Origin of the sequence: Streptomyces sp. AK08-02 (genome assembly GCF_033795085.1) — a bacterium.
GTDB classification, from domain to species: domain Bacteria; phylum Actinomycetota; class Actinomycetes; order Streptomycetales; family Streptomycetaceae; genus Streptomyces; species Streptomyces echiniscabiei.
The window spans coordinates 404,760-426,108 of the sequence record NZ_JARAZV010000003.1 but is presented as its reverse complement, the minus strand read 5'-3'; the positions used below and the strand labels follow the sequence as shown (position 1 = coordinate 426,108).

The following is a 21,349-nucleotide window of genomic DNA, read 5'->3' as shown; positions in this document are numbered from 1 at the left end:
ACCCGCTTCAAAACGGGTCCCGTCAGCTGCCCTCTTTCGTCACCTCTCCCAGCGGGTTGGGCAGTTGGGTCCACAGGTCTCCGGGCGAGCCCGGTGACAGCCGCATCAGGGTCAACGCCTTGGTGGGCAGCGGCTGTTCGAGCAGCGCGAGGAGATCGGGCGTGCGCGGCAGCCCTCGTACGGCTGTCTCCAGCGCCTCCCGCAGCGCCACCTGGGAACCGGCGGTCGAACCCAGCGCCCCCGCCACCAGCGAACCGAACAGCTTGCGACGCAGGGCGGGTTCGTCGTCGGTGACGATCCGTCCGGTCAACTCCGGCGCCGCGATGCCATGGCGGGCCAGCCGGGCCGGGCTGACCCGGATGTCGGCGAGGTCGCGGTAGACCAGCCGCAGCGGATCGCCGGTCGCCGACAGTACGACCAGGAGATTCTGACCGTGGGCCTCCAGAGCGACGCCCAGATCGAGCAGACGCAGACCGACGGTGAGGGCGAGACGGGTGAACTCGGCCAGCCAGGAGCGAGATTGTGGAAAACCCGTGGCGGCGAGGGCGCCCACGGGAACGACGTACTCGCCGGCCCCCGGGTCCGCGTACAGGTCCGGCGGCTCCCTGAGCACCGCCGCCAGATCGGGGGAGTCGGCGGTGACCGCGCCGAGGGTGCGGGTGATGTGCAGCAGCCCGTCGAGCCGTGCGGCCATGGACTCCATGAACGCCGACACCGTCGCCGCCGTCTCGATCGAGTACGGCGAGATGTCCCGCACCGAGGAGGTGAGCCGGGCGCTCAACGCCGTCTTGACGTGCGGTCCGCCCTCCGGGAGCGCCAGACCGCGCAGGGACATCAGCGGATGCGCCGACAGCCCACCCCGGGTGGGGAGCTGGAGAACATGTTCCGCCTGCCAGGGATGCACCGGGATCAGCGGACGCCCACCGTCCCACAGCCACTCGGGCCACTCGCCCCGCACGGCGCAGTCGCCCGCAGCCACCAGCGCCAGTTCCACGACCGGGCGGTGCTCGGGCCCGTACGCGAACTGCTCGGCCACCGAGAACCCGGGCCGGGAACGGCAGTTGGGGTGGAAGGGATGCCCGTCGACGACCCGCTGCTCCCACTCCCAGCCGGTCACGGGGGCCCGCGGACCGGGCTCCTGGTCGGCGCGGGACAGGGCCAACGAGGCCACGCTGTTGCCGAGTTCGACCGCGAAAGCGGGTCCGTGCGGCACGTCCAGGTCCGTCATCATCCGCGCCGGGTCCTCGTACGACACCGCCCCGCGCCCTGTCCCGAGCCGTACGGCGGTGACCCGGCCGTCGACGGCGTACGGATCGGCGTACGGGCCCTCAAGCCGGCGGCCGTCCGCCAGCAGGAGACCGGCACCGCTCTCACGGCCGACGATCCACGGCAGCGGCTCATGGACGAGCGCCCGCCACAACCGCGTCAGGACGGCGGCCCGCGCGCCGGGCAGCTCGGCCGCGTACCGGGGGACGAGGTCGGGCCGCACGGCGGCCAGTTCGTCGGCGACCTCGGCCTCTGCGCTGGAGGGACGGTGCACGGGCGGGCTCCTCGGGTGCGGGTTTGGCTGCGGGTATGTGCTGGTGAGCGGGCGTGGACGACGACAGACATACTGATCGCCGGTCCAGCGCGGGAAACCGCAACCGTAGGAAAGCACCGTAAGAAACGAGGGAACGCGTGGACCCCACCAGGCCCCCCACCGCACCCCCGGCGACGCCCGCCACCCCCGAAGGCACCGGAGCGCGTGCCGACGCGTACGCGACCGCGCCCCTGATCAACTGCCTGCTCCGGGAGGTGGCGCAGCCGCTCCCCGGCCCGGGCGAGCAGCGTGTGTACCGACTGCCGAGCGGGGAGCGCCTGCTGCGGGTGCGCGGGGGACGGCGGCCCGCCGCACCCGAGGTGAACACCGGCGACGGCACCTGGCACCCGGTCGGCCACGCCGAACTCGTCAAGCTCGTGGCCGAGGAACTCCAGGCGTACACCGGCGTGTCCAACCCCGAACTGCCCGCCGAGATGGCCGACAGCCGCGACGCGCTCGCCGCGCTGCTCACCGCCCGCGCCGCCGCCAGTCCGCCCGACGACCCGTACCGGCGCTCCGAGCAGTCCCTCCTCACCGGGCACCCCTACCACCCGGCGCCCAAGGCACGCGGTGGCGGCCCCGTCGCGGGCTGGCTGCCGTACGCGCCCGAGGCGTACGCCGCGTTCCCGCTGGTGCTGCTCGGCGTGCGCGAGGACACGGTCGCCGAGGAGGGCGACGTATCGGCCCTGGACGCCTTCGGTACGGCCCCGCCCGGCTACCGGCTGCTGCCCGCCCACCCCTGGCAGCTCGACCTCGTCGGCCCGAGCCTGACGGACGCCTTCGCCGACGGCCGGCTGATCAGGCTGGGCACGACCGCGTCCGACACCTGGCCCACGGCGGCTATCCGCACGCTGTACGCGCCCGAGCACGACCTCTTCGTCAAGTTCAGCCTCGACGTCCGCATCACCAACGACGTACGCCGGCTCTGGCGCCACGACCTGCTGACTCTGCGCCGCACGGACGCGGCGGTCGTCGCCGCCACCGAGGGCCGACCGGTCTGGCTCGGCGACCGGGGCTACCGCACCGCCGACTTCGCCTTCGAGGAACTGGCGGTCCTGGTCCGCGACGGACTGCGCGACCATGTCGTACCGGGCGCCACCCCGCTGCTCGCCGCCGCGCTGGTCGAGGGCTTCGACGGCAACCCGCTGGACGGGCTCGCCGACCCGGGCGCCTGGTGGACGGCGTATCTGCGCTGTGCCGTACCACCGGTCGTCGAACTGTTCGCACGTTCCGGCGTCGTCATCGAAGCCCACCTCCAGAACTGCCTGATCGCGGTCGACGCTCACGGAATGCCGGTGCAGGCCCTGTACCGGGACGCGGAGGGCGTGAAGCTGCTGCCGGACGTGACGCGGGCGGCGGGCTGGGAGCGGCTCGTGTACTGCCTGGTCGTCAACCACCTCACGGAGGTCGCGGAGGTGCTGCGGGAACGCCACCCGGGCTTCGACCCCTGGCCGGCCGTACGCCGGGAACTGTCCCGCCACGACCTTCCCGAGGTCGCCGAACTCCTCGCCTCGCCCACCCTGCCCGGCAAGACCAACCTGCTGCTGCGCTGGACCGGAGCCGACGGCGCCGACGCCCGATATCTTCCACTGCGGAATCCGCTGGCCGAGTGAACCGGCGGGCGACGGGGAACCGTTCCGGACCCGATGACGTCATGAGCGGCACATCTAGACTGATGGCCGGTAGTGGGGAGCATCGTGGCTGATTACGGCCGCACGACGGGGACGGGGGCCGGGGAGATGAGTTCCCACAGCCGGACCGGACAGGTGAGATGGGGGAGTCATGAAACCGCTCGGAGCAGGTGATCCCGCCTCTGTCGGGGAGGGCAGGTACCGGCTGGTCGGACGGCTCGGCCAGGGCGGAATGGGCGTCGTCTACTTCGGCCGGTCGCGGTCGGGCCGGGCGGTGGCCGTCAAGGTCGTACGGCCCGAACTGAGTACGGAACCGGGCTTCCGGCGCAGATTCGCCGACGAGGTGGCCGCTGCCCGCCGCGTCGGCGGTTTCCACACCGCGCCGGTCGTGGACGCCGACCCCGAGGGCGAGCCGGCCTGGCTGGTGACGGCCTACATTCCGGGCCCCACCCTGCGGGACGTGCTCGACCAGGTGGGTCCCCTTCCCGCGGACACGCTCACCGTGCTGGCCGCCGGGCTCGCCGAGGCGCTGACCGCCATTCATCAGGCCGGGGTCATCCACCGGGACCTGAAACCCGCCAACATCATCGTCGCGGAGGACGGGCCGCGGGTCATCGACTTCGGCATCGCGCGGGCTCTCGACGGCGCGGCCCTCACCCAGACCGGGTTCCAGATCGGCACGCTCGGCTTCCTCGCGCCCGAGCAGCTCGTCGGTGGCACGCTCACTCCCGCGGTGGACATGTTCGCCCTGGGAGTGGTGCTCAGCCAGGCGGCGGGCCGCGCCCCGTTCGGCGACGGGGGGTCGGCCGCCTGGGCCTACCGCGTGGTCCACGAGCAGCCGGATCTCACGGGCGTGCCCGACCCGCTGCGTGGACTGATCGCGGCCTGTCTGGCAAAGGACCCGCTCGACCGCCCCGGCCCGTCGGAGTTCCTCGACCAGCTCACGGTCCGGCATCCGTCGGACACCTGGCTGCCCGCCGAGGCGACCGCACTCATCCGCAGGCAGGCCCCCGCGGCGTACCTCTCGGCAGCGGACCGCCCCTCGGCGACGCCCACCGATCCGCGTGCGACCTTGTCCGGGCCACCGCCGGCCACCGACAGGCAGGCTCTGGCCACCGATCCACGTACGGCCGTGTCCGGGCCGCCGCCTGTTGCCGGGGAGCAGGCTTCGGGCAGGGATCAGCGTGCGACCTTGTCCGGGCCGCCGCCGGTCGCCGACGGTCGGGCGCCGGCCACCGACCCCCGCCCCACGGACGCCCCGTGGACGGCCGCCGAGGGCCGGACCGTGGCCTCCCACCCCCAGACCGTCCGGTCGTCGCCCGGCCCCGGCTTCGGGCCCCCGCCGGTCCTCTCACCGGACCCGGTCCCGTCCGGCGGGTCCGTCCCGCCCGGCGGTGCCGGACAGGTGGACGGGACCGGGGCCCGGCGCGGGCGCCGAGGGACGGTCGCCGTAGCGGCGCTGCTGGTCGCGGCGGCCGTCGCGGGGCTGTTCGTGTGGCATCCCTGGACCGGTTCCGGCGACCCCGGAGCCGACAAGGCCGGCGGAACCTCATCACCGTCGCCCCGGCGATCGACCCCCGCCAAGTTCCCCGACGACCCGCTGCTGGTCCGGCTGGACACGGACCCGGGATCGCCGGAATGCCACAGCGTGATCGCCCTCCGCGACTCCACCACGGACAACCCCAAACAACTGATCGACGGAACCTGCGACGCCCTCCCGCAGTGGTCGCCCGACCACAAGTCGTTCGCGTTCACCCGCAAGACGGCGCAAGGGGCGGCCGTGTGGACGGCGAACGCGGACGGCACCGGCGTCCGGCGGATCGCCGCCATCGCGGGCGGCCGGGTCTCCTGGTCCCCGGACGGCAAGCGACTGGCCGTCCTGCGCCGCGCGGACGGTGTGCAGCAGCTGTTCGCCGTGACCGTCTCGGACGGCTCCGCGCAGCAGCTGACAACCGGCTCCGGAAAGGTCGAGGACCCGGCCTGGTCCCCCAACGGCAAGCTGATCGCCGTCTGTCTGCAGAAGACGTCGGGCTGGCAGGTCCACGTCGTCGATCCGGCACAGCCGGGCGCCGAACCCCGGCAGGTGACCCACCAGTCCCGGCGGGCGCTGGACGCCGTCTGGTCCCCGGACAGCCGCTACTTCGCGTACACCGCCGGAGCACCCGGCGAGGGGACGGGAGGAGACATCCGTATCGCCAGGGCCGACGGCAGCGACGACAGGTCACTGGTGCGGACGGCCGCCCAGGAGATGGACCCGGTCTGGTCGCGGGACGGCAAGTGGGTGGCCTTCGTCCGGGGGCCCTTCGACCGGCCGGCGATCTGGGCGATCCGCGCGGACGGCACCGGTGCCCGGAAACTCACCACGGGGAGCACGCCGGAGGGCCATCCCTCCTGGCGCTGAGAAATGCCCTCTCGGCTGTCACATTCGATCACTATGCTCGCGTCATGAGAGAGGTCACGGCAACCCGCTACATCGAGCCCCTGAGATCGGGCGGTTCCGTCCCCGGGGTGGTCGAGGCCGATGATCTCGGCACCTACGTCGTCAAGTTCACCGGCTCCGCGCAGGGCCGCAAGGCACTGGTCGCCGAGGTGATCGTCGGCGAGCTGGCCCGCGCCCTCGGACTGCGCTTCCCCGAACTCGTCCTCGTCCACTTCGACCCGGCGATCGCCGACGACGAACCCCACCAGGAAGTACGGGACCTGCACAGCGCCAGCTCCGGCCTGAACCTCGGTATGGACTATCTGCCGGGCGCACGGGACTTCACCCCGGAGGTCGCCGCGAGCTGCACGGTCGACCGGCTGGAGGCCGGGAAGGTCATCTGGCTCGACGCGCTGACCGTCAACGTGGACCGTACGGTCCACAGCTCCAACCTGATGATCTGGCCGACGCTCGGCATCGCGCCCCCGCGCCTCTGGCTCATCGACCACGGCGCCGCCCTCGTCTTCCACCACCGCTGGGACGGCGCCGACCCCGCCAAGGCCTACGACTTCCGCCACCACGCCCTCGGCCACTACACCCCCGACACCCGGGCCGCCGACGCCGAACTCGCTCCCCGGGTGACCGAGGACCTGCTGCGCGGCATCGCGGCCGAGGTGCCTGACGCCTGGCTGGCCGGCGAACCGGGCTTCGCGACACCGGACGACGTCAGGGAGGCGTACGTCGGCTATCTGCACGCGCGCGTGCGGGCCTCGGCCGCCTGGCTGCCCACCGACTTCCCCACCCGGGAGGAACTCGCCGTCGAGGAGACCCTCCGGGCGGCGAAGACACAGCGAGGCCGCCCGAGTTGGCTCAAACAGGTCCCCGACCTGCACGGCAAACCGGCGGCGGAACAGGATTGGTCGGTACACCTCGGATGAACCACGTGGGACCGGTAGTACAGATCGAGTACTGCACCCAGTGCCGTTGGCTGCCCCGCGCGGCCTGGCTGGCACAGGAGTTGCTCACCACCTTCGAGACGGAGCTGGGCGAACTGTCGCTCAGGCCCGGCACCGGCGGCGTGTTCGTCGTCCGGGTCGACGGCGAGGTGGTCTGGGACCGCAGGGAACAGGGCTTCCCGGAGCCCACGGCCGTGAAGCGGGCCGTACGCGACCGAGTGGCCCCGGGAAAGTCCCTGGGCCACTCGGACCGGCCGGACACGTCGGCTCCCTGAACGATCAGCCCCTGAGCTGCTCGTACGCCGGCAGGGTCAGGAAGTCCGCGTAGTCGTCGTCGAGGGCGACGGTCAGCAGCAGGTCGTGGGCCCGCTGCCAGTTGCCGGCCGTGAAGGCATCCTCGCCGATCTCGGCGCGGACGGCCGCGAGTTCGTCGGCGGCGATCTCGCGGGCCAGCTCCGGGGTGGCCTTCACGGTTTCTCCCGCGTGCTCGAACTCGACGCCCGCGTTGATCCACTGCCAGATCTGCGAGCGGGAGATCTCGGCGGTGGCCGCGTCCTCCATGAGGTTGAAGATGGCGACCGCGCCGAGCCCGCGCAGCCACGCCTCGATGTAACGGATGCCGACCTGTACGGCGTTGACGAGTCCGTCGTACGTCGGCTCGGCCTTGAGGGAGTCGACGGCGATCAGGTCGGCGGCCTCGACATGGACGTCCTCGCGGAGACGGTCCTTCTGGTTGGGCCGGTCGCCGAGCACCGCGTCGAAGGAGGCCATGGCGATCGGGACCAGGTCGGGGTGGGCGACCCACGAACCGTCGAAACCGTCGCCGGCCTCCCGGTCCTTGTCGGCCTTGACCTTCTCGAAGGCCACCTTGTTGACCTCTTCGTCGCGCCGCGACGGGATGAACGCCGCCATGCCGCCGATCGCGTGCGCCCCGCGCTTGTGGCAGGTACGGACGAGGAGTTCGGTGTAGGCGCGCATGAACGGAGCTGTCATCGTCACGGCGTTGCGGTCCGGGAGGACGAACTTGGGGCCGCCGTCACGGAAGTTCTTGACGATCGAGAAGAGATAGTCCCAGCGGCCCGCGTTCAACCCCGAGGCGTGGTCGCGGAGTTCGTAGAGGATCTCCTCCATCTCGTACGCGGCCGTGATCGTCTCGATGAGGACGGTGGCGCGGACGGTGCCCTGCGGGATGCCCACGTAGTCCTGTGCGAAGACGAACACGTCGTTCCACAGCCGGGCTTCGAGGTGCGACTCGGTCTTGGGAAGGTAGAAGTACGGGCCCTTGCCGAGGTCGAGCAGCCGCCGCGCGTTGTGGAAGAAGTACAGGCCGAAGTCGACGAGCGCGCCGGGCACCTTCTCACCGTCGAGCTGGAGATGGCGCTCGTCGAGGTGCCAGCCGCGGGGCCGCATGACGACGGTGGCGAGTTCGCCGGCCGCCTTCAGGGCGTACGTCTTGCCGCTCTTCGGGTCGGTGAAGTCGATGTTGCGGGTGTAGGCGTCAGCCAGGTTGACCTGCCCGAGGACCACGTTCTCCCAGGTCGGCGCGGAGGCGTCCTCGAAGTCCGCGAGCCAGATCTTCGCGCCCGAGTTGAGGGCGTTGATCGTCATCTTGCGGTCGGTCGGGCCGGTGATCTCGACGCGCCGGTCGTTCAGGGCCTCCGGAGAGGGGGCGACCCGCCAGGAGTCGTCGGCGCGGATCGCGGCGGTCTCGGGGAGGAAGTCGAGGGTCGAGGTACGGGCGATCTCGGCGCGGCGCTCCGCACGGCGCGCGAGGAGTTCGTCACGCCGGGGCGTGAACCGCCGGTGCAGCTCGGCCACGAAGGCGAGTGCCGCGTCGGTGAGCACCTCCTCCTGCCGGGGCAGGGGCTCGGCGTCGACGATGGCCAGCGGGGACGGCGCTGGTGCGGACATGAGCGGTCACTTCCTTCAGCGGTTTGCTGTGAGCTGCTGGGAACGAATGTTTCTGATCAGTGGATGCTAGTTTCCTCATCGTGGAAGTTCAATCATTTGTTGACGTCGAGAATCTTGGCGGCGAGCGGCCGTCACCCCAGACGGTCCAGGTCGGCCGGTGTGTCGATGTCGTAGGGCTCCGCCACGTCACCGCACTCCACGAGGGTGATCGTGTCCTCGTGCGCCCCGAGATAGTCGCGGGCGCCACGGTCGCCGACCGCTGACGCCGCGACGCCCGCCCAGTGGGCGGCGCCGAACAGCACCGGATGCCCCCGCGTGCCGCCGTACAAGGCCGCCACGAGGGACTCCCCGGACGTGTACGCGGCGAGTACGCGGGCCATGGCCTCCGGCCCGACGGCCGGCTGGTCGACCAGCGAGACAAGGGCCGCGCCGGCCCCGGTGCCGCGCAGCGAGGCCAGCCCGGCCCGCAGCGAGGACCCCATGCCCCCCTCCCACTCCGGGTTGTCCACCAGCACGCACCCGGGCAGGACCGCCCGCTTCCGTACGTCGTCGGCCCGGGCCCCGAGGACGACATGGACCGGGGTGCAGCCCGCCGCGCGCAGGGCGTCGGCCGCGCGTTCGACGAGAAGGTGCCCGCGGTGTTCGAGCAGGGCCTTGGGCCGTCCGCCGAGGCGTCGTCCCCCGCCCGCCGCGAGCAACAGCCCTGCCACCTGGTCCGCTTTCTCCGTCATGCCTCCTGCATACCTGACCCGGCGCCGGACCGCCGGTGTTCAAGGGCTGAATTTCGGTCCATGGTGTGGCGCCTGTCGCGTGGTTGGCGTTTACTGTCCCGCGTCCCCGGCGCCCGACCAACGCCACGGGGGCGGGCGGGGCGCACGTGCGGCCAGTGGGGGAGAGCTGTGTTGCGGAGCTTGGGGCAGAGGTCGGTGACCGGCAGCGACGAGGATCCGAGGGTGGCGGAGTTGCGGACCGCGGTGTCCCGGCTGCGCCGTGAACTCGCCGCGCACCCGGCCGAGTTCCCCGACCGCGGCATCGCCGAGGACGAACTGGCGTGCCTGGCCGCGATGGCGATCACGGGCAGCCCCGAAATCCCGCGCCTGCGACGCTCGTTACTCCTGATCGCCGGCGCGATCGGCTCGGTCAGCGCACTCGCCCGTGGCCTGTCCGACGTCCGCGCGGCGGTGGAACTGTTCGGCGGCCCGCCCCGCCACTGACGGCTCCGCCGGACACGCCGCGGGCCGCCGGGGGCTGGTCGCGCGGTTCCCCATGCCCCTGGGGGGTGCGGGCCGCTGGGACGGAGATCAGTGGGTGGGGCTGCCCGGACCGGCGGGGGTCGCCGACAGGTCGGCTGTGACCTGCTTGGGCGCGGGCATTGAGCCGCTCCGTCGGATACGCGCGTTCGAGTGCCGCGGGCCGGTGGGGGCTGGTCGCGCGGTTCCCCGCGCCCCTGTCGGGGGCGCTGTGCCGCCGACAGGTGGCCGGAAATCAGGAGGTCGGGCTGCCCGAGCTGGCAAGGGTCACCGACAGTTCGGCCGCGACCTGCTTCAGCACGGGCACGATCCGCTCCGTCGCCTCCTCGGTGACCCGGCCCGCCGGGCCCGAGATCGAGATCGCGGCGGCCGTGGGGGAGTCGGGGACGGAGACCGCGAGACAGCGGACGCCGATCTCCTGCTCGTTGTCGTCGACCGCGTAGCCGAGGCGGCGCACGTCCTCCAGGGCGGCCAGGAAGCCGTCCGGGGTCGTGAGCGTCTTCTCCGTCGCGGCCGGCATGCCCGTACGGGCGAGCAGGGAACGCACCTCGTCCGGCGGGAAACCGGCGAGCAGGGCCTTGCCGACGCCGGTGGAGTGCGGCAGGACACGCCGGCCCACCTCCGTGAACATGCGCATCGAGTGCTTGGACGGAACCTGCGCCACGTAGACGATCTCGTCGCCGTCCAGGAGCGCCATGTTGGCCGTCTCGCCGGTCTCCTCGACCAGCCGGGCCAGATAGGGGCGCGCCCAGGTGCCGAGCAGCCGGGACGCGGACTCGCCGAGGCGGATCAGGCGCGGGCCGAGCGCGTACCGGCGGTTGGGCTGCTGCCGTACGTAACCGCAGGCCACGAGCGTGCGCATGAGCCGGTGGATGGTGGGCAGCGGCAGCCCGCTGCTCACGGACAGCTCACTGAGGCCGACTTCACCGCCCGCGTCCGCCATGCGCTCCAGCAGATCGAAGGCGCGCTCCAGGGACTGGACACCACCGCCGGCGGAGGTGGGTTTGGCGGCGTCGGTGGAGCTGGCGCTGGGCGTCGGCACGGCGCGTTCCTTTCACGGCTGACAGGCGATGGTGCAGCCTACCGGTCGGTTGCTTGACGGCCTGCTGGTGTGTGGCTACGTTCTGTTTTCCGGAAGTCTAATTCCGTCTTGTGGAAACAACCAGGTCGCCGCTCCGGTTGGCATCGGGCCGGGCGGGTCGGCAGGGTGACTCTTGACGGTGTGGGGCGGTCGGTGAAGACTCCTTCAACAGAAAGTTGAATTCCGTTACGTGGAAGTTAACGGCGGGATTCACGGTGCAGAGGTGACAGAGAGGGGTCCGGCGTGTCCGACGTCGAACTGGTGTTGCGCTCGACGCGCGTCATCACGCCCGAGGGGACGCGCGCGGCCACCGTCGCGGTCGCCGACGGCCGGATCGTGGCGGTACTCCCGTACGAGGCCGACGTACCGTCAGGCGCGCACCTGGAGGACTTCGGTGACGACGTCCTGCTGCCCGGGCTGGTGGACACCCACGTCCATGTCAACGACCCCGGACGCACCGAGTGGGAGGGCTTCTGGACCGCCACGCGTGCCGCGGCGGCCGGCGGCATCACCACCCTCGTCGACATGCCCCTCAACTCCCTCCCGCCGACGACGACGGTCGACCACCTCCGTACGAAGCGGGAAGTGGCCGCGGACAAGGCGCACATCGACGTCGGTTTCTGGGGCGGCGCGCTGCCCGACAACGTCAAGGACCTGCGCCCGCTGCACGACGCGGGCGTCTTCGGCTTCAAGGCGTTCCTGTCACCGTCCGGGGTGGACGAGTTCCCGCACCTCGACCAGGAGCGACTCGCCCTGTCGATGGCCGAGATCGCCGGCTTCGACGGACTGCTCATCGTGCACGCCGAGGACCCGCACCACCTCGACACGGCCCCGCAGCGGGGCGGCCCCGAGTACACGCACTTCCTCGCCTCGCGCCCGCGCGGCGCCGAGGACCGGGCGATCGCCGGGCTGATCGAGCAGGCGAAGCGTCTGCACGCGCGCGTGCACGTCCTGCATCTGTCGTCGAGCGACGCGCTGCCGCTGATCGCCGCCGCCAAGGCGGAGGGGGTGCGGATCACCGTGGAGACGTGCCCGCACTACCTGACCCTCACCGCCGAGGAGGTCCCGGACGGGGCGAGCGAGTTCAAGTGCTGCCCGCCCATCCGCGAGGCCGCCAACCAGGACCTGCTGTGGCAGGCGCTGGCCGACGGCACGATCGACTGCGTGGTCACCGACCACTCGCCGTCCACCGCGGACCTCAAGACCGCCGACTTCGCGACGGCGTGGGGCGGCATCTCGGGGCTCCAGCTGAGCCTCGCGGCGGTGTGGACCGAGGCCCGGCGCAGGGGCCACTCCCTGGACGACGTCGTGCGCTGGATGTCCACCCGCACGGCCGCGCTCGTCGGCCTCGACGGGCGCAAGGGCGCGATCGAGGCGGGCCGGGACGCCGACTTCGCGGTGTTGGCGCCGGACGAGACGTTCACCGTGGACCCGGCCGCGCTGCAGCACCGCAACCGCGTGACGGCGTACGCGGGCAGAACCCTCAGCGGTGTCGTCCGCTCGACCTGGCTGCGCGGCCGACGCATCGTGGCGGAGGGCGAGTTCACCGACCCGAAGGGCCAACTCCTCACCCGTACCCCCTGATCGGATCCCCCTGACCGGATCCCCCTCCCGGCACCCGCAACGGCCGACCTCGAAGTCCGAAAGGCAGAACTGATCACCGTGACCGCGACTGTGAGCTTCACCGGCGACGCGAACCCCTACGGAGGCGGCGACCCGTACGCGGACTACCGCACCGCGGACTTCCCCTTCACCCAGTACGCCAACCTCGCCGACCGCCGCCTCGGGGCCGGAGTGATCGCCGCCAACGACGAGTTCTTCGCCGACCGCGAGAACATGCTCGTGCCCGAGCCCGCCGAGTTCGTGCCCGAGCACTTCGGCCACAAGGGCAAGATCATGGACGGCTGGGAGACACGGCGCAGGCGCGGCACGTCGGCCGAGCACCCGTGGCCGACGGCACAGGACCACGACTGGGCCCTCGTACGGCTCGGCGCGCCGGGCGTCGTACGCGGCATCGTGGTCGACACCGCCCACTTCCGCGGCAACTATCCGCAGGCCGTGTCGGTGGAGGGCGTGTCGGTGCCCGGCTCCCCGTCCCCCGAGGAACTGCTGGCGGACGACGTGAAGTGGACGACGCTTGTGCCGCGCACGAAGGTGGGCGGTCACGCGGCGAACGGGTTCGAGGTGTCGCTCGAACAGCGCTTCACGCACCTGCGGGTCAACCAGCATCCGGACGGCGGCATCGCGCGCCTGCGGGTGTACGGCGAGGTCGCCCCCGACCCCGCCTGGCTGGCGGCGCTGGGCACCTTCGACGTGGTCGCCCTGGAGAACGGCGGCCGGGCCGAGGACGCGTCCGACCGCTTCTACTCACCGGCGTCGAACACCATCCAGCCGGGGCGCTCCCGCAAGATGGACGACGGCTGGGAGACGCGCCGCCGCCGCGACCAGGGCAATGACTGGATCAGCTACCGACTGGTGGCCCGGTCGGAGATCAGGGCCGTCGAGATCGACACGGCGTATCTGAAGGGGAACAGCGCGGGCTGGGCGACGGTGTCGCTCCGGGACGGCGACGGCGGGAACGGCGAGCCCGGCGAGGAAACCGAGTGGACGGAGATCCTTCCGCGCACCCGCCTCCAGCCCGACACGAACCACCGCTTCGTCCTGCCGGCCCCGGTGGCGGGCACGCACGCGCGCGTGGACATCTACCCCGACGGTGGGATCTCGCGCCTACGCCTGTTCGGCTCCCTGACGGAGGAGGGATCGGCGGAACTGACGGCCCGGCACCGGGAACTCGGGGGCTGACACGACGGACGGTCACATGCCAAGAGGGGTCCACGCGCGCGCGTGGACCCCTCTTGGCATGTAGCGGCACGACTGCCGTCGACCGAGACCGAGTCGCACGATCCCTCGCCCCGCGACCAACTCCCGTGGGGGGGGGTTGGAGCTGCTCGCGAAGGAGTAAGTGCAAGGTCGGATTACCTCGATCGTGTGATCGTCTGTGTGCGGGCTTGTGGTGGTCTGGGCTGTTCGGGCTAACGTGGTGGTGCGACCTGGGACACCGGGTACGGCGTCAGCGTGCGGGGCCCCTGCTCCACCAGAGGATGGTTCAGGGCCTCCCCGTCGCCTCCGGCCGTACCCACCTGGCCAGGTCGCGCAGGGAACTGGCCTCCCGGGCCCGGACCACGCACGCGATGCGTGTCGCCACCCGGGGTCGAGTACGCCGGGGACCAGCTCGCCCAAGACCGTTCGGGGCGCGCGGCTGAACGGACTCACTCTCCCTCAGTCCACAGGAACGGTACGCGGGGTGAGGAGTCGTGCCGCAGGGGCCGTGCTGAGCCGTGGGGGACTCAGCAGCCGTAGTCGATCAGGTCGAACGTGGCGTAGTGGTCGGCGGTGTAGTAGTCCTCCTGGTTCTGCTCACCGGTGATGACGCGGCGCGCACCGCGGGTGGAGGAGCCAGGAGTTTTGACGGTGTACTCGTGGTAGTAGCCGGTGGTCCGGGCGGGCAGGACTCGCTCGCGGTTCTGGAAGACGCTGCCGTCCTGCGAGTACGGGTAGGGGCCGCCCTTCGCGATCAGGTTGAGCGTGGTGTGGGCCTGCGAGGGCAGATCGTCGTAGCAGATGCTGCCGACCGACGAGGTGGCGGCGCCGGCCGTGCCGACGGTGACGGCACCGCCGACCAGAAGAGCGGACAGGACGGTGGCCGCGGCGCCGATGCGAGTGATCCGTGGGGGGAATCTCATGCCCTCATGATGACGCGCGTAGACAGTGGCATGTCAATGACAACTCCGGAGAATTTCCTGCCAAGTCCGATGATTTAGCACGGAGTTAACCTGCGGCCCGATCGCTTCACGAAGTCCGCACCCCGACCCACCGGGAGCTGCCGCTCGCGCGGGGGAAACTGATCTGTTTCTCTCGTGAAAACGGATCGGTTTCCAGTCGATGGGGCCCGCCGTGGCCGCGATGCTCGACGCGAGCCACATGTGCTGACGTGCGGGTCCGGCCCTGCGGGGCGCGTCGCTGGGTCCAGTCGAGGGTGGCGTGAATGCCACCTTCAAGATCCGCACGTTGGGGCCTTGCGTTCGGAAACCGATCGGTTTACAGTTACTGAGACCGATCGGTTTCTCGTTGTGGAGGCAGTAATGACATCACTCAAGGGCGCGAGCGTCTTCGTCACCGGCGGCAGCCGCGGGATAGGCAAGGCCCTGGTGGAGGAGCTCTACCTGCGTGGAGCCGGCAAGGTCTACGCCACGGCCCGCGACCCGCGCACGGTGACGCATCCCGACGCCGTCCCGGTGGCACTGGAGGTCACCGACCCGGCGTCCGTGGCGGCGGCCGCCGCGCAGGCGCAGGACGTCACCGTGCTGATCAACAACGCCGGGGCCTCGGTCGGCGCGTCCTTCCTCGACTCCCCGCTCGACGACGTGCGCCGGGAGTTCGAGACCAACTTCTACGGCCCGCTGCTGGTCGCCAGGGCCTTCGTGCCGGTCATCGAACGCAACGGCGGCGGCCACATCCTCAATGTGCACTCGGTGCTGTCCTGGATCGCCCTCGGCGGCTCCTACAGCGCCTCCAAGGCCGCTCTGTGGTCACAGACCAACTCCCTGCGCCTGGAGCTCCGGCCGCGCGGCATCTCTGTCACCGGACTGCACGTGGGATACGTGGACACGGACCTCGCGGCGGGCGCCGACGGTCCCAAGGCCGACCCGCGCGACGTCGCCGCACGCGCCCTCGACGGCATCGAGGCGGGAGCGCACGAGGTACTCGCCGACGACATCTCGCGGCAGGTCAAGGCAGGCCTCGCCGGAGACCTCGCAGGGCTGTATCCCCAGCTGGCGCAGTAGACCACGAACCGGAACACGCCCCGCCGCCCCGAACCCCCTGTCATCTGCCCACAGTTCACACACAAGGAGCCCGAGATGCCCGACACCACGTCACGTCCCACGATCACCATTCCGGGGACCACCAGTCACACCATCGCCCCGCGCGGGGGACGCCGCAGCCACGAGGGGACCCTGCGTTACCTCAGAGCGGGCACCGGCGCTCCGCTGGTCCTGCTGCACACCGTGCGTACCCAGGCCGAGCACTTCCGCCACCTCATCCCGCTGATCGCGGACCACTACACCGTGTACGCCCTGGACCTGCCGGGGATGGGCTACTCCGAGATCGTGCCCGGTGCGTCGTACGACGAGCCGGCGATGCGTGCGGGCGTCGAGCGGCTGCTGACCGAACTCGACCTCCACGACGTCACGTTGGTCGGGGAGTCCATGGGTGCGGTGCTCGCCCTGACCGCAGCGGCCGATCTCCCGGAGCGGGTCCGGCGCGTCGTCGCGGTGAACACCTACGACTTCCCCGGCGGGATCACCCGGTCCAGTCTCCTCGCCCGTGTGGTGGTCGCCGGTGTTCTCACTCCGGGGGTGGGCCCGGTGGCCGCCGGGGTGGAGCCCAAGCCCGTCGTCCGCAGGATCCTGCAGGGCGGGGTGGTCGACAAGACCGCGCTGCGGGAGGACTACCTCGACGAACTCCTCCTGGTGGGCAGCCGCCCCGGCTACCCGACCGTCGCCCGGGCCGTGTACCAGAACATGCCCAGCCTCATCGCCGCCCGCTCGCGCTACGCCGAGGTCAAGGCGCCCGTCCACCTCGTCTACGGAGAGAAGGACTGGTCCCGCCCCTCGGACCGGGAAGCCAACAAGAAGCTGCTGCCGGCCGCCGAGTTCACACAGGTGCGGGGAGCGGGTCACTTCATCGCACTGGAGCGGCCCGACGTCGTGGCCGACCTGGTGAACGCCGTGGCCTGACCGCCCCGAGACCGTCGGCAGGCGGTGCGCTGGACCGCGGGCGAGGAAGCCGGTCAGGGGCGGATCGTCAGCCAGTCGAGCGCGGCGACCCGGACCCCGCCCTTCGCCACCAGGTACAGGTCGTGGGTGCCGGTGACCTCGCGACGCAGAGCCACGGACCGTTCCCGCCATTCACCGCCGGTGTCCGTGAGGGGCACCACCGCGGCCACCGGGCCGTGCGGTGAGTCCAGCCGCAACCCGAGCGAACAGCCCCGCGCGCAGGTGGAGGCGAGACGCACGGTGAGGTGTCCGCCCCGGACGTTCACCGCGTCGAAGCCCAGCGCGTCGCCCGAGCCGAGGATGCCGGTGGCCGCCGGGCCGTGCGCCACTCCCCTTACGGAGGTGGCCTGTTCGGCCTGGAGCGTCGAGGCGGCGTCGGGCCCGTCCCCGTACAGCCTGATGTCGTTGACGACCCAGGGCGTCGGCCCGTTCGCGGTCAGTGTGACGCGCACGTAGCGGGCGTCGGTCTGCCGGGGGAACACCGCGTCCTGGGTGAAGGAGCGGCCCGAGACCCGGGCGAGGGGCTCACCCCAGCGCGTACCGTCGCGGCTCACGGAGACCGCGAAGCCGTACGGCTGCCCGCTGGTGTCACGGCCCGCGTCGAGGGAGAGCCGGCCGAAGGTCTTGCTCGCGCCGAGGTCGACGGTCAGGGACTGGCCCACGGTCTGTGCGGCGGCGCCCGTCCAGCGGGTGTTGATGTCGCCGTCGACGCCGGCCCGGGCGTTGGTGCCGTCGCTCGCCGTGGCGGTCCAGTCGCCATGGCGCACCCGCTGCCGGCAGCCGGGCAGATCGCAGCCGGTCGACCAGACGGGAGCGCCGTACTCGTAGGCGCCCTGGTCGGGAGCCGTGCCCACGGTGTCGGTCGTGACGCCGTCGACCACCTCGCCCGCGTCGATGGCGGGCGAACCCGGCGTCAGCCACAGCTCACCGTTGACGGCGTCCGAGTAGCCGGGCTTCTCGCCGATCAGGTTGGAGCGGACGACAGGTGGCGGATTTCCGGTCTGCGTCGCGGTGACCGGCTTGGGCCCGACGATGTTGCTGAAGTACGAACCCGACGCGTCCGTCGCGCCGCCGAGGGCGACCGAGGCGACGTCGACGCCCACTCCGTAACTGGAGTTGTGGTCCTCGTTGGCGATGCTCGGGCCGGTGTGCCCGTTGAAGAAGACGCCTCGACTGCCGGTGTTCCAGGCGACGTTGTGATGGAGCCTGAAGTGGCCGGAGTAGTTGTCGACGTAGTAGCCGTTCTGGCCGTCGGCGTCGTGCGCGGTGTTGTGGTCCACGGAGGTGCCCGAGCCGTTCAGGCTGCAGCACACGTAGAAGGGGGAGCCGTCGCGGGAGGTGCGCATCGCCTCGGACAGGTCGTTGTAGGCGATGCGGTTGCCGTGGAACTCGGTGCCGTTGAGCTGCCACGCCGTGTCGATGGACGCCCGCCCGGTGCGCCGGATCGTGCTGTGGGTGACCGTGTGGCCGTTGCCGTTGATCTCGATGCCGGGGGTGTAACTGCCCATCCAGCCGACGTCGTGGATGTAGTTGCCGGTGACCGTGTTGCCGGTTCCGCGGACCAGGACTCCGTCACCGGCCGACCGCGCGATCTCGCTGTTCCGCAGGGTGTTGCCGGTGCCGAGGATCTGTACGCCCGAGTCGAGGATGCGGGAGGCGACGATATGGCCCTCGAACGGCTCGACCGCGAGATCACCGTCCGGCGGCATGGGCAGGGTGGAGAACTCGGAGATGTACGTGGCGTGCAGCCCGTCGACCACAACTCCCGTACTCGACTTGCCCGTTCGGAGGGAAGTGCCCCAGAGGCTCAGACCGCGCACGGTGACGTGGGAACTGTCGCTCAGGTCGACGCCCCACAGCCGGTGCTTGGCGGTCACCGTGTGTCCGGCGATGCCGCCCTTCGGGGGGACCATGAACAGCCGGTGCGCGGTCCTGTCGAAGTACCACTCGCCGGGCTGGTCGAGGGCGGCCTTCGATCCGACGAGGTAGTAGTTGCGGTAGGTCCGGTCGCCCATGCACAGGGGCGGGCAGCGGTGGTTGCCGCCCCGGAAGTCCAGCTTGCCCGCCGACGCGTCGGTGACCGTGCCGGTCTGCTGGGCCCACGGGTTGGAGCCCGCCCACAGGTGCACGGTGGCGCCGGTCCAGTCGGCGTCGGGCAGGTCGGTGTCGTCGATGTGCTGGTCGGTGGAGGTGGTGTCGGCCTCGGCCCAGGTGGCGTTCAGCGGATCGGCGCCGGAGTTGGGCCAACGGCCCTCAGCGGCACGGGCGTTGTCCACAAACACCGCGTTGAGGTCCGGGTCGGGCGGCAGATCGGTGTCGGTGGCGATGAGTCCGCCGCCGGCGTCCTTCCAGCCGGTCACCCGCTCCGTTCCGTCCACGGTCACCGGACCGTCCCCGTACGCGGCGATCGTGATCGGAGCACCCTCGGTGCCGGAGGGAGGGGTGAGCTGCTCACGGTAGGTGCCCTGGTGGACCAGGCAGGTGTCGCCGGGCCGGGCTCGTCCGAGGCAGGCGCCGATGGTGCGCAGCGGGCCCGCCCGTGTGCCGGGTGCGTGGTCGCTGCCGCGAGGGGCGACGTGGTAAGCGCGGCCGGACTGCGGCGCGTCCGCGTGAGCCTGGACCGGGGAGGCCAGCAACGCCGTCACGACGGCCAGTACGGAGAGGTGTCCGCGTCCCATGTCCTGTCTCCACTCGTCGGATGTGTGGCGGCACAGCCCAGCCATGCCCCCGACCGCACGGCAACGTAGGAGATTCATCCGATGACGTCAACGGCTCGGACGGGATGTGACTCCACATCGGCTGGTTCACCCATCTGAATCGGTGTGCAGGCCATCTCTCTGAAGGTCCAAACCAATAAAGCGCGCACGAGCCCTTTCGTCCTCAAGTGTGGCGTGGCATGCTCGCCGCTCAGCGCAGATCTGAACGTCGTTCACATCCATGAAAGACCATGGAAAGGGCGAACGGACATGAGAGACGCACGCGAAGTAGTCGCCGCAACATCAAATGTCATGCGCATGAACCAAAACTCGACCAGGCGTGCCGTCCTGGGCGGCGCCGTCGCGGTTGCGGCCGGTGCCGTAGTGGCCGGTGCCGGCATCGCGACGGCGGCTGGACCGGGATCAGTGGCGACCGAAACCCCGCTTCTCTGGCGGGAGTTCACCCGCGCACCCTTCACGCACCCGCAGATCCCCTACGTCGGCCGCGCGGGCTGCTTCGGCGGGGCGGCCCACCGCCCATGCCGCCCCACTGTCGCCGACGTGCGCGATTTCGGCGCCGTGGCCGACGGCGTGACCGACTCCGCCCCCGCGATCAACCGTGCCATCGCCGCTGCCGGCCGGGCCGGCGGTGGCACGGTCACCATCCCGCCCGGCACCTTCCGCATCGACGACGTGATCCGCCTGGACCGGTCGAACGTGATCCTCAAGGGCGCCGGCAGCGGCCGTACGACCCTGTACGCGACCAGGAACCTCACCGAACTGATCGGCGTGTACGGCTCCCGCTACGGCGGAGACAAGTCGGGCTGGTCATGGGCGGGCGGCCTCGTCTGGCTTGCCCCCAGGGCTCGTTGGTCCTCGCTCGTCGCCGCGATCAGGGCGAAGTCGTGGCCCTTCGAGGGATGGACGGGCAACCTGCGCGACGAGTGGCGCCCGCTCACGAAGGTCGCCCCGGCCCGGCAGGGTTCGTGGACGATCACCGTGACGAACCCGACGTCACTGCGCCCCGGCGCGCTGGTCCTCCTCCGGCTGGCCGACGATGCGGGACACACACTCCTGGAGCACATGTGTGGCGGCGGCCCAGGGCCCGAGGCCTACTTCTGGGACGACAAGACGAAGCTGACGTCGTACGTCCCGTACGAGTGGCCCGTCCGTATCGCCCGGGTTCAGGGCCGCAGGGTCACCCTCGAACGTCCGCTGCCACTCGACGTACGCCCGGAATGGAACCCTCAACTGACCACGCATGTCGCGGAGTTGACGGGCTCCGGGGTGGAGGGCCTGACTCTTGAGGCCAGGGAGACCCCGCAGCAGCCGCATCTGCTGGACAAGGGGCACAACGGCGTCGTCCTGCAGTGCGCGTACGACTGCTGGGTGGACGACGTGACGGTCCGCCACGTCGACAACGGCTTCGGTCTCGTGTCCGCCTCCGCGTGCACCCTGCGACGGACACGTGTCACCGGCCGAGGCTCCCACCACCCCTACTTCTGCCGTGAGGGCTCGCACGACAACCTCGTCGAGGACTTCACCATCGAGGAGCGCACAGCTCCCGCCCCCTCCAACACCCAACTGCACGGCATCAACGTCGAGGGACTGTCCTCGTACAACGTCTGGTCGCGCGGCGACATGCGGATGGGCACCTTCGACAGCCACCGCGGACTGCCCTTCGCCAACGTCCGCACCGACATCACTCTGGACAACACCGGCCGGCACGGCGGTGACGCGAGCGCCGGCCCCCTGTTCGGTGCCCGCTTCACCCACTGGAACATCCGCGTCACCAACGCCCGCGCGGGACTCGTCAGGATCGACGGCCTGGCACCGTACTCCGCCACCGTCGGCATCGACGAGGTCAGGGAGTTCGACCAGATCGACGTCCCCGACCTCACCGGCGACCTCCATACCCGCCTGGAGCTGTACGGCAGCCCGCACGCGGTACGGCCGCGGAATCTGCACGCGGCACAGCGCGCGCTCTAG

16 protein-coding genes are annotated in these 21,349 nt (G+C 71.1%); 10 read left to right on the top strand and 6 right to left on the bottom strand.

Annotation, left to right across the window (positions count from 1 at the left end; genetic code table 11):
• Nucleotides 1-22: 22 nt before the first annotated feature.
• On the bottom strand, nucleotides 23-1,540 hold the full coding sequence (locus PV734_RS08315) for an IucA/IucC family protein (RefSeq protein ID WP_319289113.1): 1,518 nt from the start codon (nucleotides 1,538-1,540) through the stop codon (nucleotides 23-25).
• A 137-nt stretch (nucleotides 1,541-1,677) separates the two neighbouring features.
• On the opposite strand from PV734_RS08315, the gene PV734_RS08310 reads away from it, so the two are divergent.
• The 4 genes from PV734_RS08310 to PV734_RS08295 all read left to right on the top strand — a co-directional run bounded on the left by PV734_RS08310 (nucleotide 1,678) and on the right by PV734_RS08295 (nucleotide 6,860).
• Nucleotides 1,678-3,192 (top strand): IucA/IucC family protein, encoded by a 1,515-nt coding sequence (locus PV734_RS08310; protein ID WP_319289112.1) that lies wholly within the window; start codon nucleotides 1,678-1,680, stop codon nucleotides 3,190-3,192.
• 169 nt (nucleotides 3,193-3,361) lie between these two features.
• Nucleotides 3,362-5,611 (top strand): protein kinase domain-containing protein, encoded by a 2,250-nt coding sequence (locus tag PV734_RS08305; RefSeq protein ID WP_319289111.1) that lies wholly within the window; start codon nucleotides 3,362-3,364, stop codon nucleotides 5,609-5,611.
• A gap of 44 nt (nucleotides 5,612-5,655) precedes the next feature.
• A complete protein-coding gene (locus PV734_RS08300) occupies nucleotides 5,656-6,567 on the top strand; it encodes a HipA family kinase (protein WP_319289110.1) in 912 nt (303 codons plus the stop codon).
• Nucleotides 6,568-6,572: 5 nt separating this feature from the next.
• Nucleotides 6,573-6,860 carry a SelT/SelW/SelH family protein gene (locus tag PV734_RS08295; protein ID WP_319097305.1) on the top strand — a complete coding sequence of 96 codons (288 nt, stop codon included), beginning with the start codon at nucleotides 6,573-6,575 and terminating at the stop codon, nucleotides 6,858-6,860.
• 4 nt (nucleotides 6,861-6,864) lie between these two features.
• Here PV734_RS08295 and aceB read toward each other — a convergent pair whose 3' ends face one another.
• Both aceB and PV734_RS08285 read right to left on the bottom strand, forming a co-directional pair.
• Nucleotides 6,865-8,496, bottom strand: coding sequence for a malate synthase A (aceB, locus tag PV734_RS08290; RefSeq protein WP_319289109.1), 1,632 nt, complete (start codon nucleotides 8,494-8,496; stop codon nucleotides 6,865-6,867).
• Between the two features lie 131 nt (nucleotides 8,497-8,627).
• The gene (locus tag PV734_RS08285) at nucleotides 8,628-9,227 is read right to left on the bottom strand and encodes a nucleotidyltransferase family protein (RefSeq protein ID WP_319097302.1); all 600 of its coding nucleotides are present in this window, start codon (nucleotides 9,225-9,227) and stop codon (nucleotides 8,628-8,630) included.
• A 195-nt stretch (nucleotides 9,228-9,422) separates the two neighbouring features.
• Between PV734_RS08285 and PV734_RS08280 the strand changes: the two genes are divergently transcribed.
• Nucleotides 9,423-9,710 carry a DUF5955 family protein gene (locus PV734_RS08280; RefSeq protein ID WP_319097301.1) on the top strand — a complete coding sequence of 96 codons (288 nt, stop codon included), beginning with the start codon at nucleotides 9,423-9,425 and terminating at the stop codon, nucleotides 9,708-9,710.
• Nucleotides 9,711-9,981: 271 nt separating this feature from the next.
• On the opposite strand, the gene PV734_RS08275 is transcribed toward PV734_RS08280, so the two are convergent.
• Complete coding sequence (locus PV734_RS08275; protein WP_319097300.1) at nucleotides 9,982-10,788, bottom strand: IclR family transcriptional regulator; 807 nt, start codon at nucleotides 10,786-10,788, stop codon at nucleotides 9,982-9,984.
• 282 nt (nucleotides 10,789-11,070) lie between these two features.
• On the opposite strand from PV734_RS08275, the gene allB reads away from it, so the two are divergent.
• Both allB and alc read left to right on the top strand, forming a co-directional pair.
• The gene (allB, locus tag PV734_RS08270; RefSeq protein WP_319097299.1) at nucleotides 11,071-12,411 is read left to right on the top strand and encodes an allantoinase AllB; all 1,341 of its coding nucleotides are present in this window, start codon (nucleotides 11,071-11,073) and stop codon (nucleotides 12,409-12,411) included.
• Between the two features lie 78 nt (nucleotides 12,412-12,489).
• Nucleotides 12,490-13,629 carry an allantoicase gene (gene alc, locus PV734_RS08265; RefSeq protein ID WP_319289107.1) on the top strand — a complete coding sequence of 380 codons (1,140 nt, stop codon included), beginning with the start codon at nucleotides 12,490-12,492 and terminating at the stop codon, nucleotides 13,627-13,629.
• Between the two features lie 545 nt (nucleotides 13,630-14,174).
• Here alc and PV734_RS08260 read toward each other — a convergent pair.
• Nucleotides 14,175-14,570: a ribonuclease domain-containing protein gene (locus PV734_RS08260; protein WP_319097295.1), complete on the bottom strand. Its 396-nt coding sequence runs from the start codon at nucleotides 14,568-14,570 to the stop codon at nucleotides 14,175-14,177.
• A gap of 399 nt (nucleotides 14,571-14,969) precedes the next feature.
• On the opposite strand from PV734_RS08260, the gene PV734_RS08255 reads away from it, so the two are divergent.
• Nucleotides 14,970-15,671, top strand: a complete 702-nt coding sequence (locus PV734_RS08255; RefSeq protein ID WP_319097293.1) for an SDR family oxidoreductase — start codon at nucleotides 14,970-14,972, stop codon at nucleotides 15,669-15,671.
• Nucleotides 15,672-15,746: 75 nt separating this feature from the next.
• Nucleotides 15,747-16,625 (top strand): alpha/beta hydrolase, encoded by an 879-nt coding sequence (locus tag PV734_RS08250; protein ID WP_319289106.1) that lies wholly within the window; start codon nucleotides 15,747-15,749, stop codon nucleotides 16,623-16,625.
• A gap of 53 nt (nucleotides 16,626-16,678) precedes the next feature.
• Here PV734_RS08250 and PV734_RS08245 read toward each other — a convergent pair whose 3' ends face one another.
• The gene (locus PV734_RS08245; RefSeq protein WP_319289105.1) at nucleotides 16,679-19,342 is read right to left on the bottom strand and encodes a discoidin domain-containing protein; all 2,664 of its coding nucleotides are present in this window, start codon (nucleotides 19,340-19,342) and stop codon (nucleotides 16,679-16,681) included.
• 330 nt (nucleotides 19,343-19,672) lie between these two features.
• Between PV734_RS08245 and PV734_RS08240 the strand changes: the two genes are divergently transcribed.
• On the top strand, nucleotides 19,673-21,349 hold the full coding sequence (locus PV734_RS08240) for a glycosyl hydrolase family 28-related protein (protein ID WP_319289103.1): 1,677 nt from the start codon (nucleotides 19,673-19,675) through the stop codon (nucleotides 21,347-21,349).

Excerpts from the sequence above, each read along its gene's own strand:
- PV734_RS08305 (WP_319289111.1), top strand. The coding sequence starts at position 3,362 with ATGAAACCGCTCGGAGCAGGTGATCCCGCCTCTGTCGGGGAGGGCAGG.
- PV734_RS08300 (WP_319289110.1), top strand. The coding sequence starts at position 5,656 with ATGAGAGAGGTCACGGCAACCCGCTACATCGAGCCCCTGAGATCGGGC.
- aceB (WP_319289109.1), bottom strand. The coding sequence starts at position 8,496 with ATGTCCGCACCAGCGCCGTCCCCGCTGGCCATCGTCGACGCCGAGCCC.
- PV734_RS08285 (WP_319097302.1), bottom strand. The coding sequence starts at position 9,227 with ATGACGGAGAAAGCGGACCAGGTGGCAGGGCTGTTGCTCGCGGCGGGC.
- PV734_RS08260 (WP_319097295.1), bottom strand. The coding sequence starts at position 14,570 with ATGAGATTCCCCCCACGGATCACTCGCATCGGCGCCGCGGCCACCGTC.
- PV734_RS08255 (WP_319097293.1), top strand. The coding sequence starts at position 14,970 with ATGACATCACTCAAGGGCGCGAGCGTCTTCGTCACCGGCGGCAGCCGC.
- PV734_RS08250 (WP_319289106.1), top strand. The coding sequence starts at position 15,747 with ATGCCCGACACCACGTCACGTCCCACGATCACCATTCCGGGGACCACC.
- PV734_RS08245 (WP_319289105.1), bottom strand. The coding sequence starts at position 19,342 with ATGGGACGCGGACACCTCTCCGTACTGGCCGTCGTGACGGCGTTGCTG.
- PV734_RS08240 (WP_319289103.1), top strand. The coding sequence starts at position 19,673 with ATGCGCATGAACCAAAACTCGACCAGGCGTGCCGTCCTGGGCGGCGCC.